11 protein-coding genes are annotated in these 15,507 nt (G+C 68.1%); 8 read left to right on the forward strand and 3 right to left on the reverse strand.

The genetic code is table 11. The features are described 5' to 3' along the window. Positions 1–29 precede the first annotated feature (29 nt). The 7 genes from IV112_RS00130 to IV112_RS00160 all read left to right on the forward strand — a co-directional run bounded on the left by IV112_RS00130 (position 30) and on the right by IV112_RS00160 (position 7,040). Positions 30–626 (forward strand): glutathione S-transferase N-terminal domain-containing protein, encoded by a 597-nt coding sequence (locus IV112_RS00130; protein WP_024300503.1) that lies wholly within the window; start codon positions 30–32, stop codon positions 624–626. A gap of 28 nt (positions 627–654) precedes the next feature. Next, entirely contained in the window at positions 655–1,092 is a 438-nt protein-coding gene (locus IV112_RS00135) for a ClpXP protease specificity-enhancing factor (protein WP_020164299.1), read from the forward strand. A gap of 144 nt (positions 1,093–1,236) precedes the next feature. After that, entirely contained in the window at positions 1,237–2,205 is a 969-nt protein-coding gene (locus tag IV112_RS00140) for an acetyl-CoA carboxylase carboxyltransferase subunit alpha (RefSeq protein ID WP_304000270.1), read from the forward strand. Further along, positions 2,174–3,556: a tRNA lysidine(34) synthetase TilS gene (tilS, locus tag IV112_RS00145; RefSeq protein ID WP_304000272.1), complete on the forward strand. Its 1,383-nt coding sequence runs from the start codon at positions 2,174–2,176 to the stop codon at positions 3,554–3,556. The genes IV112_RS00140 and tilS overlap by 32 nt, the downstream gene beginning before the upstream one ends. Before the next feature lie 81 nt (positions 3,557–3,637). After that, entirely contained in the window at positions 3,638–4,330 is a 693-nt protein-coding gene (locus IV112_RS00150) for a CAAX prenyl protease-related protein (protein WP_304000273.1), read from the forward strand. Between the two features lie 68 nt (positions 4,331–4,398). Continuing rightward, the gene (locus IV112_RS00155) at positions 4,399–5,100 is read left to right on the forward strand and encodes a transglutaminase-like cysteine peptidase (RefSeq protein WP_304000274.1); all 702 of its coding nucleotides are present in this window, start codon (positions 4,399–4,401) and stop codon (positions 5,098–5,100) included. Next, positions 5,097–7,040, forward strand: coding sequence for an EAL domain-containing protein (locus tag IV112_RS00160; protein ID WP_304000277.1), 1,944 nt, complete (start codon positions 5,097–5,099; stop codon positions 7,038–7,040). Before IV112_RS00155 ends, IV112_RS00160 begins: the two co-directional genes overlap by 4 nt. Positions 7,041–7,057: 17 nt before the next feature. Here the strand turns inward: IV112_RS00160 and IV112_RS00165 are convergent, their stop codons facing one another. After that, positions 7,058–7,732, reverse strand: coding sequence for an N-acyl amino acid synthase FeeM domain-containing protein (locus IV112_RS00165; RefSeq protein WP_304000279.1), 675 nt, complete (start codon positions 7,730–7,732; stop codon positions 7,058–7,060). A 381-nt stretch (positions 7,733–8,113) separates the two neighbouring features. Continuing rightward, positions 8,114–9,025, reverse strand: coding sequence for a hypothetical protein (locus tag IV112_RS00170; protein ID WP_304000281.1), 912 nt, complete (start codon positions 9,023–9,025; stop codon positions 8,114–8,116). 239 nt (positions 9,026–9,264) lie between these two features. On the opposite strand from IV112_RS00170, the gene IV112_RS00175 reads away from it, so the two are divergent. Beyond that, positions 9,265–14,298, forward strand: coding sequence for an alpha-2-macroglobulin family protein (locus IV112_RS00175; RefSeq protein WP_304000284.1), 5,034 nt, complete (start codon positions 9,265–9,267; stop codon positions 14,296–14,298). Between the two features lie 524 nt (positions 14,299–14,822). Here IV112_RS00175 and IV112_RS00180 read toward each other — a convergent pair. Continuing rightward, positions 14,823–15,266, reverse strand: coding sequence for an REP-associated tyrosine transposase (locus IV112_RS00180; protein ID WP_304000286.1), 444 nt, complete (start codon positions 15,264–15,266; stop codon positions 14,823–14,825). Positions 15,267–15,507: the final 241 nt, after the last annotated feature.

Raw genomic sequence — 15,507 nt, forward strand, 5'->3', positions numbered from 1 at the left:
ATGCCGAGTACTCCTGGGGTGTTAACACCATGATGAATCTGTACTCGGGGACTACCGATCCCTTTTCCCATCGTTGCCGGATCGTGCTCTACGAAAAGGGCATGGATTTCCAGGTCATCGATGTCGACCTCTATAACAAGCCGGAAGATATCGCGGTCATCAATCCCTACAACCGCGTGCCGGTTCTGGTCGATCGCGATCTCATCCTGTATGACTCGAACATCATCAACGAGTACATCGACGAGCGCTTTCCGCATCCGCAGCTGATGCCGCCGGATCCGATCATGCGCGCGCGGGCACGCCAGTTGCTGCATACGGTCGAAAACGAGCTGTTCTCGCACATCGAGGCGCTCGAGAAGAACGCACGCACGGCCGACAAGTCGCGCACCCACCTGCGCGACCGCCTGACCGAGCTGACCGCGATCTTCGCCAAGCAGAAGTACATGCTGGGCGAGGAATTTTCCATGCTTGACGTGGCCATCGCTCCGTTACTATGGCGCCTTGACCACTACGGTATCGAGCTGCCGAAGTCGGCTGCACCGCTGATGAAGTACGCTGAGCGCATCTTCTCCCGTCAAGGGTTCATTGATGCGCTCACGCCGTCCGAAAAGGTGATGCGTCGCTGACCCGCGTCGGCTCTGCGCGAAAGTCTTCATGGACGTCATGAGTTCCGTTTCCACCAAGCCCTACCTGTTGCGCGCACTGTTCGACTGGTGCGCCGATCAGGGGCTGACGCCGTACATCGCGGTCGTTGTTGACGACCGCGCCGGCGTGCCTCGCCAGTATGTGAAGGATGGCCAGATCATCCTGAACATCGGCCGCGAGGCGGTGCACCAGCTGGTGATGGGCAATGAGCTCATCACCTGTTCCGCCCGCTTCGGCGGCGTGGCGCAGGAACTGACGATTCCGGTCGAGTGCGTCGCCGCGATCTACGCGCGCGAAAACGGCCACGGCATGGCGTTCGAAGTGACGCCGGGCCAGCCGGTCCGTGCCGATCTGGCGCCCAACCCGGTCACCGACCGGGTCGAGCATCCGGTGCTGACGACACCGGAAAAGCCGGCGGCGCGACCGCATCTGCGGCGAATCAAGTAGGAAGAAAACCGGCGCAAGCCGGTTTTTTCTTTCCATCCCATTGATTTACAGAGGTAATCCGGCTGCTGCGGCCGCTTGCACGCGGCACGAGCCGTCGCGCCCTCGACGCGCTAGAATTGCGCACCTTTGTTTGTGGTCAGCCTGATGAAAACAACCTTTCTCGATTTCGAACAGCCGATCGCCGAGCTCGAAGCCAAGATCGAAGAGCTCCGCTTTGTCCAGGATGACTCCGCTGTCGATATATCCGAGGAAATCACGCGACTCGAGGGCAAGAGCCAGGCGCTGACCAAGGACATCTACGCCAAGCTCACGCCGTGGCAGATCGCCCAGGTGGCGCGCCACCCACAGCGCCCCTACACGCTCGATTACCTGCGCCTGATGTTCTCCGATTTTCAGGAACTGCACGGTGATCGCGCTTTCGCCGACGACCATGCCATCGTCGGCGGTATCGCCCGTTTCAATGGCCAGTCCTGCATGGTGATCGGTCACCAGAAGGGCCGCGACACCAAGGAGAAGATCCTCCGAAATTTCGGCATGCCGCGCCCGGAGGGCTATCGCAAGGCGCTGCGCCTGATGAAGCTGGCCGAGAAGTTCGGCATTCCGGTATTCACCTTCGTCGATACACCGGGTGCCTATCCGGGCATCGATGCCGAGGAACGCGGCCAGTCCGAGGCGATCGGCCACAATCTTTACGCGATGGCCGAACTGCGGGTACCCATCGTATCCACCATCATCGGTGAGGGCGGTTCCGGTGGCGCGCTGGCGATCGCCGTCGCGGATACGCTGATGATGCTGCAGTACTCCACCTACTCGGTCATTTCGCCCGAAGGCTGTGCGTCCATCCTGTGGAAGAGCGCGGACAAGGCCGCCGACGCCGCCGAGATCATGGGCATCACAGCGTCGCGACTGAAGACGTTGGGCCTGATCGACAAGGTCGTGAACGAACCTGCCGGTGGCGCGCACCGCGACCATGCCGCAGTGGCGGCTTCGCTGAAGCGCGCGCTGGCCGAATCGCTGCGCCAGCTGGCCGACCTGACCCCCACCCAGCTGGTCGAGCGCCGTTTCGAGCGCCTCATGTCCTATGGAAAGTTCAAGGAGCAGGCGGTCGCCTGATCTGTACGCCCGCATCGCCGCCAGCGCGGCGGCGCATCTGGCCGACGGCGCCCAGCTGCTGATCGGCCTCAGCGGCGGGCTTGATTCAACCGTATTGCTGCACGCACTGGCCGCGGCCCGCGATGTCCATCGCTGGCGGTTGGCGTGCGCGCACGTCCACCACGGGCTGAGCCCGAACGCCGATGCCTGGGCCGATCACTGCGCGGTGCAGGCGGCCGCGCTCGGCATTCCGTTCTCGCTGCATCGCGTGCAGGTCGACACGGCCAGCCCGGACGGGCTTGAATGCGCCGCCCGCGACGCCCGTTACCGGGCCCTCAACGCGCAGGCGCAGGCCCTGGGTGCCGACGCACTGCTGACCGCCCACCACGCCGACGACCAGGCGGAAACGCTGCTGCACAACATGGTGCGCGGCGCCGGGCTGCTCGGCCTGGCCGGCATGCCCGTCTGGCGCCCGCCCACCCCGTCGCGTCCGGCCCAGTTGCGGCCGCTGCTCGGCCTGTCCCGCGTCTCGCTGGAGATGTGCGCACGCGCGCACGGACTCGTGTGGATGGAGGACGAATCCAATGCCGACATCCGTTACGCACGCAATTACCTGCGCCGCGAGGTGATGCCGCGGCTGGCCGCTCGCTGGCCGCGCACCGCCGAAACCATGTCCGGCGTCGCCCGCCGGCTGGCGGAGGCGCAGACCTTGCTCGACGGCCTGGCCGACGCCGATGCGGCCGCACTGTCCATGGCGACCGAATGGGGCATCGCCTGGTCCATCGACGGGCTGCGTGCGCTCGACGACGCGCGCAGCCGCAACCTGCTGCGTCGCCTGCTGCGCGTACATGGCGCTCGCACGGCACCGACCGAAGCGTGGCTGGACGAATGGTTGCGCCAGATCCGCGCTTGGCAGCCGGGCGCCGAATGCCCGGTGACACACGCCGGCGTCGCCGGCTTCTGTCATCGCGGCCTGCTGTGGCTGATGCCCGATCAGCCACCGCCCGCAGCTGTCGTCTGGCAGGGCGAAACCGACATCGCCTGGGGTCCGGGATGCCTGCGTTTCGACGCCGTGATCGGGCGCGGGTTTGCGCCATCCGCACTGCCCACGGGCTCGCTCACGATACGTGCCCGCCAGCCCAAGGACCGCGTCTGCCGCGGTCCCGGGCGACCGCGTGCCGGCGTCAAGCAGATCGCGCAGGAATGTGGCCTGCCGCCCTGGCTGCGCGATCGCGCTCCCATCCTTGCGGTCGGCCGCGAGGCGCTGTGGATGCCCGGCTGCGAGCCGGCGCCACCCTGGCAGGCCGCGCCGGGCGAACCGGGATGGCTGCCCGTGTGGACGCCGGTCGTGGCGCAGTCGACACCCGGGTGACGTTGTAACGGTTGGTGACATTTCCATGTCGCATGGCGGCCGTATGATCCGGCCATTCCGGACCTTCCCGCCACGGCCCTGATGAGCCCGACCACCGCAGCATCCAGGCGTGCAGTGCTCGCACGCGTACTTCCGTTCGCCCTCTACATCGTCTTCCTTGTCATCTCCGCGCCGCTGGCCGAGCTGGCCGGTGTCGACGTGCGCTGGATGTATGCGGTGCAGATCGCCAGCGTCATTGCCGCTCTGCTGTACTTTCAGCGCGACTACGTGGAACTGCGCGAAGCGCCGCCATCCGGGCCGTTGGCCGGTGCCGCCGGCTGGGTCGCGGCGCTGGTGTCCGGCGCGGTCGTCTGGGCGATCTGGATATGGCTCGACTTCTCGCCCTTCGCCTTCGCGCCGGGCAAGGGCTACCAGCCACTGGACGAGGCCGGTGCGCTCATCCTTCCCGTGGTCGTCGTACGCATCTTCGGTGCCGCCGTCGTCGTGCCTGTCATGGAAGAGCTGTTCTGGCGCTCCTTCATCCAGCGCTGGCTCGATTCCCCGAATTTCCTTGCGGTGGCCGCGCGCTCGGTCACGCTGCGCAGCATGCTGTTCTGCTCGATCGCATTCGGCTTCGAGCATGGCCAGTGGGCGGCAGGCATCGTCGCCGGGCTGGCCTACGGTCAGTTGTACCGGGCGAGTGGGCGCCTGTGGTTGCCCATCGTTTCGCACGCGCTGACCAATCTGCTGCTGGGCCTGTGGGTGGTGCACACGGCACAATGGCAGTTCTGGTAGCGCCCGCTCCGCATCAAGGCGAAGCACGGTACGACCGTTAAAGGAGAACTGTCCTTTGCCCCGTCGCCATGACACCGTTGCCCGCCCTGACTGTCGTGCTGTCCCGTCCGCGCCTGATCGCCTGCCTGCTGCTGGTGTTCATGGCGGCACAGGCGACTGCGTTCACCTACCAGGGTTATCTGCTCACCGTGCGCACTGAGCTGCAGCAGAATATGACGGCGCGTTTCGGCGACAAGGCCGGACCGCGCATGGCCGAGCTGGCCGAGGCGCTGAATGCCGCCGGCCGCATCGCCGACGAAGCGGTTCGCGTCGAGCGGATCAACCAGATCGCCAATCGCGCGCGTTACGTGACCGATCCGCAGCTCTGGCAGTCGGAAGACTATTGGGCGACGCCGGTGGAATTCGCCGCGCTGTCTGCCGGCGACTGCGAGGATTACTCGCTGGCCAAGTACTTCGCGCTGCGCGAACTGGGCATGCCAGCCGACAAGCTGCGCATCACCTACGTGCGGCTGCTCCGCCAGGGGCGCCTGGAAAACCACATGGTGCTCGCCTATTACCCGGAGCCCGGCGCCGAGCCCTGGGTGCTCGACAATCTCGAAAAGCGTTTCATGCTGGCGCGCGACCGGCCCGACCTGACGCCGGTCTACAGCTTCAATGACGACCGCGTGTGGAAGGTGCAGAGCGGCGGCGACCGCGAGCTGGGCTCGCCGCAGCAGTTGCGCAAGTGGCGCGAACTGCTCGATCGGGTCGAGGCCGAGGTGCGCGGATGAACAGCCTGCGCCTGCGTCTGCTGGCAGCGCTGCTCGGCGTCGGTGTCGTCGCCTTCGCGGCGGCGCTGGCCACCGCGCTTTGGGTGTCGCGCGACCGGGTCGAGGCGCAGATGGCCAGCCAGGCGCAGTCGATCGCGCTGTCGCTGACGGTGGCGCTGACCGCCGGCGGCGAACCGGCGCTGCAGAATGCCGAAAGCCTGGTCGAGCCTGTGTTCGATCAGAGCTACCTTCGCCGCATCGAGGTGCGCGATGCCAAGGGTGCGGTGATCGCCGCGCGGCAGGCACCGGCGCGGCTGGCCGGCGGTGCGCCGCAATGGTTCATCGACCTGCTGCCGCTGGCGGCCGGCGCGCAGAGTGCCGACATCATGCATGGCTGGCGCATTGCCGGCAGCGTGGTGGTCGAGCCGCATCCGCACTGGGCCCAGCTGCAGCTGTGGGCGATAGCCGAGACACTGGCGCTGTGGATGGGCGGCGGTCTGGCGGTCGCCAGTGTGCTCGGCCTGATGGCCTTGCGCTGGGGTCTGCGCCCGCTGCGCCGCGTGCAGCGTTCGGCGGTGGCGGCGGCATCGCGCAAGTTCGTGCCCATCGACGAAACGCGCATGCCGATCGAACTGCAGCCACTGGTCGGTGCCTTCAACCGCATGCTCACCGCCATGGCCGGCGCGCTCGAAAGCGAAGCCGGGCGCGCTGCGCAGTTCCGCGACCAGGCGCTGGTGGATGAACTGACCGGCCTGCCGAACCGTCGCGGCTTCCGCGCCGCGCTCGAAGCGCGCATCGAAGCCGGTACGCGCAGCGGCTGGCTGGCCTTGTTGCGCGTCGAGGGGCTGGAGGACCTGAACCATCTGTATGGTCGCGAAGCGGTCGACGATCTGCTGACCGAATCGGCCGGTTTCATGGCGGCCATCGATACGGTTGAACTGAGCGGCCGCGTCGAGGGTGCCTGCTTCGCGCTGCTGTTCGATGCCGACGAGTACACGACGCACGACGCGCTGACGGCATTGCTCGCGCGGCTCAACAGCCTCGCCGCCGCCGCCGGGGCAGGTCAGGCCTACGCCTGGCGGGCCGGTGCGGCCGACTGCGCCGGCGACGGCGACGCAGCGCACTGGCTTGCAGCGGCCGATCGCGCGCTGCATCAGTGGCGCATCGAAAGTGGCGCGGCGCCGGTGCTGGCACACGCGCGTTTGGCGGAAGCGGGCGGCGGCAGTCTGCGTACCCGCGTGCGCGAGCTGATCGGGGCCGGGCGCATCGCCTTTGCCGAACAGACCACGCGGGCACTCGATGGCGAACACATCGGAGCGCCGCTGCACGTCGAGCTGCGTGCCACGCTGGACGACGGCCAGCGCCTGATCCGCGCCGCCGAGTACATCGCCTACGCGAGCGAAACCCGCGTGTCGGCCGCGCTCGACGGCGCCTGCCTGATGCGCGCGCTGGAACACGCGAAGGCGCGTCGCGACGGCATTGCTACCGTGGTCAATGTCGGTGCGGCGACGCTGACCGACCCCGACATCCAGCGCTGGCTGCGCGGTTACCGTCACGACCCGCGCGTCGGCACGCTGGTGCTCGAGTTCCCCGAGTCGGCACTGCTCGGCGACCCGGACGCCGCCGAGGCCTTTGCCCATCAGGCACAGGCCAACGGTCTGGCGCTGGGCATCAAGCATTTCGGCCTTCATGCAAACGCGCTGACGCTGCTGCGCCGCCTGCGTCCGGCGCACGTGAAGTTCTCGGTCACGCTGACGCGCGAAGCGCTGCTGAACCCGGACTCCGGTGCTTACGTGAGCTCGCTGGCCGGCATTGCGTCGGCGCTGTCGATCACGCCGATGGCGGTGGCGGTCGAACACGCGGAGACGCTGGCCGGGCTGTACGCGCTGGGCATCCGTGCGGTGCAGGGCGAAGCGGTGTCGGCCGAACAGGTGCCGGCTCCGGGCAGCAGCGGCCGCTGAGCGGCGGGCCGTCTCATTCAGTGCAGCGGTGTCCGCGGGTCGTGCGCGAGGCAGGCCGGCGGCACGACCATGTCCAGATGCAGCAGGCGGGCGGGCGCGCCGACGCGTTCACAGGTGCGTTCGGGCCCGAACTCGCGAAACCCGAACTCGCGCCGGTAGTAGCGCGCATGGCGCGGGTTGACCTCGATCACGCAGTCGGTGGCGCCGAGCGCGACGTGCCCCAGCAGCAGTGCGCGGCGCATCAGTTGCGGCGCGAGATCGTCCGGCAGCGCCCGCTCGCGGTCGATGGCGAAACGGGTGTATTCGACCAGCCGGCGCCCCTGCCGGCGCAGTTCGCCGACGTGTTCGGCATAGCCTGCTTCCGCCTGCAGACGCAGCCGTGTGCCGCAGCGCACGGTCAGCGTGCCGACCACTTCGCCCTCCAGCCGCGCGAGCAAGGTCGTTTCACCCTGCCGTGCGGCGCGCTGCTCGACGCCATAGCCACGCCAGCCATAGCAGCGCACGACGAGCGCCTCTGCTGCCGCCAGGTCTGCCGCATCGGCGGCAATCGTGAATTCGATGGCGGCTGGCAGCGCCGCCGCATGTTGCAGCGCCGCCGGAGCGACCGCGCGCAGCCGCGGTCGCGGGCGCAGCAGCGGGAAGGGCCGGAAGAGTGCGTCGTTCGCGGCGTCGTGCAAAGTGCGGGGAGACATGGGGAGGCGCCTCGTGTATCGGTGACCGGTATGCAAACTTCGGCAAAGAGATCCTGTGCCGTGATCTGCTTCCTTGCCGCCTGCGCAGCCTGATCGATGCCGGTTGCAACGAGTTGATGCGGACTTGACATTTTCATGTCGCCGACAGATGGTCCGGCGATGATCCGCAGCGCTGGACCGCGTGTGTGAGCGGTATCGCGAATGAGGCCGCTCCCACCGCGTGTGCGCTCGAACAGCCGCAGGAGCGGTCTTCCGACCGCGACGGCAGCGGTGGATGGTGCGCGGCGAGGGCTGGAGATGCCGTCCGCAGCATTGCGGCTTTCCGCAGCGATACGGGCTCGGGGGCTGTGACCCTGCTGCGGGAGAGCGCAGCGCCAACGATCAGTGCATCGTGCCCATGCGCTTCACCGCGGCGGCGGTGGCTTCGGCTGACGCGTCGGCCACGTCCATCCAGACCGCGCCGTCCTCGCCCAGGCGAGAGGCAAGGCCCATTGCGCCCAGCACGGCGATCACGCGCGTGCGCAGCATGTCCAGCTGCAGCGCGCGCGCCTCCCCCTCGCTGGCAGTGGCGCCGGCCAGCAGCGCGGCGATACGCGGCCATTCCCGACCGAGCAGCGAGGCGTCGATGCCCGCCTTCAGTTCGGGTGCGATATCGGCAACGGTACGGCCGAGACCGGCCAGGTAGCCGAGGCTGAAGGCGGTGGTCTGCATCAGCAGCGCCAGACGCGCCATCGAAATGCCGGCCAGCGCGTCGAGATTGCCATCGAGCCGGTAGTCGGCCAGCGCCCGTTCGCAGGCAGCCGGCAGTTCCTCCAGCAGGCCGAGCAGGTGGGGCAGCAGCAGGTCGGCCTTGGCCGGCAGCGACCACGCGCTGGCGCGGTTGGCGCGGTATTCGTCGAACATGCGCGCGACGATGGGCGCGAACTGCGCCGCCAGCGCGTCCGCCGGTGCCGCGGCGACCGGGTCGAGCGTCAGCTGGCCGCGCCACATTTCGCGGTGCAGCAGGTGCACCAGCTGCAGCAACTGGTCGGTGTCGCCGCCCAGCGCCTGTTCGACATAGGGCGCCGCCAGCGTGATCGTGCAGCCGTCGGCATGGTCCTCGCGCACCAGCGGCGGCGCTTCGGCCTGGCCCTGCGCCGGCACGGCGACGTCGTCGGTCACCACCAGCGCCGTCAGGCGTGATGCATCGAGCGCGCCGTCGCGCGCGTAAAGGCGGTCGAGCAGGTCGGCGAGCGTGCTGCGCAGCGTGGCCGCGCCAGCGAGGCGGTCGCCGCGGAGTTCTATCGTGGGCATGGCGGTAAGGCGTTGATTCGTCAGGCCGCGCAGCATAGCGGCGAGCACCGGGCACGTCCACGCATGGACTCATGCACGCCGGCCCATATCGCCGGATGAGGGGCTGGCGATTGCCGCAGTGGTGCGGGAAGCCAACTCCGTCGCAGTGTGGAGAACGACGCCGGCCTCGTGCATTCGTCCGCCATTACGCCCCGGCAGCGAGGATAATCCGTCGCGTCATGACATACGGGCGGTCCGCGATGGCGAACGGGAAGGTGGTCGGATGGTTGGCGGCAGCGGTCGTGGTGGCCGCATCGGCCGGCGCATGGTGGCAGTTCGGGCGCACGCCCGGAGCCGACGTGGCGGCGATCGGTGACGACCCGTCAACGCCGTTTGCGGTCATGAACTGCACTGCGCGCAGCCGCGACGAGGGGCCTGTGCTGGCGGTGACCTTCAGCCGGCCGCTGGCCGCACGGCAGACACTGAACGACCTGATGAAAGTGACCGACCTCGGCGAAGCCGACGCCGGGCGCGATGCCGCCGACAAGGTGGCCGGTCACTGGCGCGTCGGCGACAACCCGCGCGTTGCCTTCTTTTCCGGCGTGCTGCCCAAGCGTCGCTACCGCATCGACATCGCGACCGGCGTGGCGGCGCGATCCGGTGATCAGCTGGCCGGCGCCCACCAGTGCGAAACCCTGGTCGAGGACATGCCGCCGGCGCACTTCTTTGCCAGCCGCGGCACCGTGCTGCCCGCCGGCCAGAACGGCGGCCTGCCGGTGGTCACCGTCAACACGCCGGAGGTCGACGTGCAGTTCCTGCGCGTCGAGCCGGCACAGCTGCCGGCTTTCCTCGACAAGGTGTACGGCATCCGCCGCACCCAGGCCGAGGAGGGCGCAGACGGCGAAGGCGAGGTCTACGACGAGGACTACTACGACGGCGGAACGGTCGATCTGCGCGGCCGCACCTCGGGCTGGTATCTCGACCGGCTGAAGGACCTGTCGACCAGCGTCTATCTCGGCCGCTTCCTGACCGACGACAAGAAGGACCGCCGGCACGTGAGCTTCCTGCCGGTCGAGAACATCAAGGAGCTGAAGGAGCCCGGCGTCTACATCGCGGTGATGAGCGCGCCCGGCAGTTTCGCCGGCGACTACCAGACCACCTATTTCTACGTCAGCGACATCGGTCTGCACCTGCACCGCAACGGTGGCCGCATCGACGCCTTCGCCACGTCGCTGAAGTCGGGTACGGCCCTCGACGGCGTCGAATTCGAACTGCTCGACGGCGACGGCAAGCGGGTCGGCACGGTGAAGGGCGACGGCGACGGTCGCGCCAGCTTCGAGGCGGCACCGGCCGATGCGCGGCTGGTGATCGCGCGGCGCGGGCGTGAACTGTCGGTCGTGTCGCTGGCCGAGGCGGCGCTGGACCTGTCGGAATTCGACACGTCGGGACTGCTGCCGACCAGCACCAAGCTGTTCGCGTACAGCGGTCGCGACCTCTACCGGCCGGGCGAAACCTTCGACGTGTCGGTGCTGGCGCGCGACGCCGACGGCCGCGCGATCGAGCCGCTGCCGCTCACCGCGGTGCTGAAGCGGCCGGATGGCCGCACCGTGAGCCAGCGCGTCTGGAAAAGCTCGGGCGAACAACCGGGTTACTACCGTCAGCCGCTGGCCATACCGGCCGACGCGCAGACCGGCGCCTGGACACTGGAACTGCGTGCTGACCCGGCAGCGAAGCGGCCGGATGCGGTCATGCGTTTCAAGATCGAAGAATTCCTTCCCGAGCGCATGAAGCTTGCGATGAAGAGCGACGAGCGCGTGCTCGCCGAAGGCGCACCCTTCGACATCGGTGTGCAGGGCGACTACCTGTTCGGCGCGCCGGCCTCCGGCAACCGCCTGCTCGGCGCGCTCGCCACCGAGCGGCTGCGCTTCGCGCTGGCGCAGAAGAAACCGGGCTTCATCTTCGGCGACTTCGCCGACGATGCGCTGAAGGGGCGGCGCGAACTGGAGGAAACGGCGCTCGACGACAGCGGCGCCGCGACCATCGAGGTGACTTACGACCCGGGTACCGCACGCTCGCCGCTGCAGCTTCGGGTCAGCCTGAGCCTGCTCGAATCCGCCGGCCGCCCGGTCGTGCGTTCGATCGAACGCGCGTGGTGGCCGGCGCCGGCGCTGATCGCCGTGCGTCCGCTGTTCGACGGTGACGTCGCGCGCGAATCGGCGCTGGCCGAATTCGAGGTCGGCCGTTTCCTGCCCGACGCCGCCTTCGCGCCGATCGACAAGGCCAATGTGCGGCTGTTCAGGGAAGAGCGTCAGTACTACTGGCGCTTCGACGACCAGCGCGGCTGGCATTCAGGTTTCAGCGAGAACGACGAACTGGTCGACAGCCGCAGCGTCGCGCTGAAGGCGCAGACCAAGCTCGGTTTCCCGGTCACCTGGGGTCGCTACCGGCTGGAGATCGATGATCCGCAGACCAAGCTCACGATGCGCTACCGCTTCTACGCCGGCTGGGGCGCGCAGGACAACGAGGCGCTCGGCAACCGGCCGGACCGCGTGCAGGTGCGGCTCGAAGGCGCGCCCTACAGGGCGGGCGACACGGTGAAGGCACACCTGACGCCGCCGCACGACGGCGAGGCGCTGGTGCTGATCGAGGGCGATCGCGTGCTGTGGGCGAAGCGCGTCAAGGTGAGCGCATCCGGTACCGCCATCGATCTGCCGCTGGACAAGAGCTGGAACCGCCACGATCTCTACGTGTCGGTGCTGGCCTTCCGGCCGGGCAGCGAAGGCAGTCGCGTCACGCCGGCGCGCGCGCTCGGACTGGCGCACATCCCGCTCGCGCGTGAGGACCGCCGGCTCAAGGTGGCGCTGGACGCGCCGGCCAAGGTCGAACCGGAGACGAAAACCACGGTGAAGGTGAAGGTCGATGGCGCGACCGGGCAGGCCGCCTGGGTGACGCTGTCGGCGGTGGACCAGGGCATCCTCAACATCACGAAGTTCGCCACCCCCGACCCGCACGGCTACTTCTTCGGCAAGCAGCGTTACGCGCCCGACCTGCTCGACATCTACGGCCGGCTGATCGAGAAGATGGACGGCTCGCGCGGCAAGCTCAAGTGGGGCGGCGACGCCGGCATGCGCGACTCGCAGAGCATGCCGAAGAAGGTGAAGCTGGTCGATCTGTTCTCCGGGCCGGTGAAGCTCGACGACAAGGGCGAGGCGGCGATCACGCTGACGCTGCCCGACTTCAACGGCAGCCTGCGCCTGATGGCGGTCGCCTCGACGCCCGAGCGTTACGGCCACGGCGAGCGCGAACTGACGGTGGCGGCACCCATCGTCGCCGAGCTGTCGACGCCGCGCTTCATCGCGCCGGGCGACAGCGCGAAGGTGGCGCTGGAGGTAACCAATCTGACCGAGTCACCGCAGCAGATCCGGCTCACGCTGTCGGCCGAGTCGCCGGCGCGCATCGCCGACGGCGCGCGCACGCTGACGCTGGCGCCGAAGCAGCGCGAAACGCTGCGCTTCGACGCCGAGGCGGTCGAGGCGGAAGGGCTGGCGCGGCTGAAGCTGGTGCTCGACGCCAGTGGCGGCGCGAAGCCCATCCACATCGAGCGCGAAGCCGCGCTGCAGGTGACGCCGCCGGTCGCGCTCGAACGCAGCGTGCTGCGCCTGAAGGTCGAGCCGGGCGCGCGCCAGGCCATCGACGCCGCGCTGCTGGATAAATTCTGGCCGGCCTCGGCCACGCTGAACGTCAGCGCCTCGTCCAGCCCGCCGCTGAACATCCGCGAAAGCGTGCGCGGCCTGCTGCGCTATCCCTATGGCTGCGCTGAGCAGACGGTCAGCTCCGCCTGGCCGCACGTCATCATCGACGAGACCTACGCGAAGGAACTGGGTCTGAAGCAGTACTCGCGTGCGGAACGCGCAACCATGGTCGAGGGCGCCATCGGCCGGCTGGCCGGCATGCAGGGCGCGTCCGGCGGCATGACGATGTGGGGCGGCGGCGAGTACGAATACTGGATCAGTGCCTATGTCGCCGGTTTCCTGATCGACGCCAAGGCGGGCGGTTTCACCGTGCCCGAAGCCTTCCAGAAGAAGCTGGGCGACTGGATGCTGAAGGAGTTCCAGCTCGCGCCGTCGCAGATGCCGCGGCTGCCGGCGCAAGCCGGCAACCAGCCCGGCCAGATGGACCTCGTGCGCGGTGCCCACCTGCGTTTTGCCAACGCTGCCCACCTCGGCTATGTGCTGGCGCGCGAGCAGCGCGCGCCACTGGCCACGCTGCGCCTGCTGCATGACGAGCACCGGCAGCTGGCGAAGTCGCCGCTGGCGCTGGCCCACCTCGGGCTGGCGCTGAAGCTGATGGGCGACGAGGCGCGTTCGCGCGTCGCGCTCGATGAGGCGCTGGCCAAGCCCTACGGACTGCGCGGCAACGACAGCGAATACGAATGGCTGGGCGATTATGGCAGTCCGCTGCGCGACCGCGCCACGCTGTACGCGCTGCTCGCCCGTCACGAGGTCAAGCTCGACCGCGCCGCCAACCTGTTGTTCGAGTTGTCGAATGACACGGCGAAGCGACGCTGGCTGTCGACGCAGGAACAGATCTCGCTGGTGATGGCCGGCCGCGCCGCCGGTCTGGGCGCTGGCAAGCCGTGGGCGCTCACGCTGGAAGGCGGTGCTGACTTCAAGGGCGACAAACCGGCGTTGCTCCCCGTCGACGCGGCCGCGGCGCGCAAGGGCGCAGCGATCAGCAACACCGGCGACGCGCCGCTCTACGTCGAAATCGAGGGCGCGGGTTACCCGAAGGTTGCGCCGCCGGTGGATAACGGACTGGGCACGGCGCAGCGCACGCTGTTCGAAGCCGACGGGCGTCCGTGGGGCGGTCGCGCGCTGAAAGTGGGCGAACTGATGCTGGTGCGGGTCGAGGTCAGGCCGACCCGGCGTGCCGATGACGCACTGGTCGTCGACCGCCTGCCGGCCGGTCTGGAAATCGAGAACCAGAATCTGTCGCAGGGGCCGCAGGCGACTGAATTCACGCTGCAGCTGCCGAACGGCCAGTCGCTGCGGGTGATGGACACGCTGATGGACAACCGGGTGAAACACCGCGAATACCGCGACGACCGCTTCGTCGCCGCGGTGAAGCTCGATTCGGCGCCGATGAACCTCGTCTATATGGTGCGGGTGGTCACCCCCGGCCGTTACACCGTGCCCGGCACCTTCGTCGAGGACATGTACCGGCCGGAACTGCGCATCGTCGGTGAACGCGGCGCGATGCTGGACGTTATCGATGTTCCCGCGGCAAAGCGCTGAGCGTTTTCTGTGCTGCATCGCCCTGCTGTGTGCGCCAGCGCAGGCGGAGCAGGGCAGCGTGGAGTGTCCGCCTGCAGCCATGGCCGACGATGCGCCGGATCGCGTCCGTCTGTTCCGTTGCCGGGCCGAAGCGCTGATTTCGGAAGGCCTGATCCCGCCAGCGCGTACTGAACGTTGTCATGAGCGATCGGGCGCACTGTGGGGTAATCGACCGGGCGAGCGGGAAGAATCGCTGTGGCAGTGCTTGCGGCGTGAGCGTGAAAGGGCGACCGCAGGCGGCGATCGTTGAGCCTATCGCGAGCAAGCTCGCACCCACGGAAATCTGGCCCAGACGATGGATCGGGCGTGCTTTTGTGGGAGCGGCCTTGGCCGCGATGCGGCAGGTGAAGCCGTGGTGCCCATGTTCCGGTCGGGATCGCGAGCAAGCTCGCTCCCACCAGGTGGGGCGGCGCGGGTAGGTGGGAGCGACCTCTGGTCGCGATGCAGCACTGGCTCACCGCTGCCCTGCGACCCTCGCAACCCATTCAGATCCAGATTGCATCCGAATGCGGATAATCGCCGACCGTTTCAACGAGACCCGCTCGCAGTGGGTTTGCAACGATGTAGCGCGCTTGATTGCGTACATCCTCGCCCTCACGCGCGCCGCGGTCATGGAATCCGGCCTGCCAGAGTGCTCGCCGGATCCTGTGCGCACTCACCGACTTCACCCGCTGCACGACTTGCGACAGCGTGGCCGCCGCGTCGAGCCTGAACAGCCAGTGCAGGTGGTCGGGCATCACGACGAACGCAAGGGTTCGGCTCATTCCGACGCGATCAGCCTCCATCAATACGCCAATCAGGATTCTCGCTGACCGCAGATCCTCAAACACCGGTTCACGCGCCCGGGTAACCGTCGTCACCAGGTAGGCGCGTCCAGGCTCGGAGACCCGGCCGCGACGAAGCCGGTGCGAGGAGGGTAGCTTGTTCATGACTTTGGAATGCTAGTTCAACGGAACGCATTTCGCGAAGCCTAGGCTCGTTATTTGCCGGCGAGCTCGCGAGCAAGCTCGCTCCCACAGAAATCTGGCTCCGACGATGGATCGGGAAGGCTTTGGTGGGCGCGGCCTTGGCCGCGATGGGGCGGGTGGCGCCGTGGCGTCCTTGTTTTAGGCCGGATCGCGAGCAAGCTCGCTTGTATGTTCTGCCCTGGCAAGCGTAGGAATAGCTTGT

The sequence above is a fragment of the Methyloversatilis discipulorum genome (assembly GCF_018780585.1).
Classification (GTDB): Bacteria; Pseudomonadota; Gammaproteobacteria; order Burkholderiales; family Rhodocyclaceae; genus Methyloversatilis; species Methyloversatilis discipulorum_B.

Bases quoted from the DNA above. Each gene is read 5' to 3' on its own strand.
- IV112_RS00130 (WP_024300503.1), top strand. From the start codon at position 30: ATGATGAATCTGTACTCGGGGACTACCGATCCCTTTTCCCATCGTTGC.
- IV112_RS00135 (WP_020164299.1), top strand. From the start codon at position 655: ATGGACGTCATGAGTTCCGTTTCCACCAAGCCCTACCTGTTGCGCGCA.
- IV112_RS00140 (WP_304000270.1), top strand. From the start codon at position 1,237: ATGAAAACAACCTTTCTCGATTTCGAACAGCCGATCGCCGAGCTCGAA.
- tilS (WP_304000272.1), top strand. From the start codon at position 2,174: ATGGAAAGTTCAAGGAGCAGGCGGTCGCCTGATCTGTACGCCCGCATC.
- IV112_RS00150 (WP_304000273.1), top strand. From the start codon at position 3,638: ATGAGCCCGACCACCGCAGCATCCAGGCGTGCAGTGCTCGCACGCGTA.
- IV112_RS00155 (WP_304000274.1), top strand. From the start codon at position 4,399: ATGACACCGTTGCCCGCCCTGACTGTCGTGCTGTCCCGTCCGCGCCTG.
- IV112_RS00160 (WP_304000277.1), top strand. From the start codon at position 5,097: ATGAACAGCCTGCGCCTGCGTCTGCTGGCAGCGCTGCTCGGCGTCGGT.
- IV112_RS00165 (WP_304000279.1), bottom strand. From the start codon at position 7,732: ATGTCTCCCCGCACTTTGCACGACGCCGCGAACGACGCACTCTTCCGG.
- IV112_RS00170 (WP_304000281.1), bottom strand. From the start codon at position 9,025: ATGCCCACGATAGAACTCCGCGGCGACCGCCTCGCTGGCGCGGCCACG.
- IV112_RS00175 (WP_304000284.1), top strand. From the start codon at position 9,265: ATGGCGAACGGGAAGGTGGTCGGATGGTTGGCGGCAGCGGTCGTGGTG.
- IV112_RS00180 (WP_304000286.1), bottom strand. From the start codon at position 15,266: ATGAACAAGCTACCCTCCTCGCACCGGCTTCGTCGCGGCCGGGTCTCC.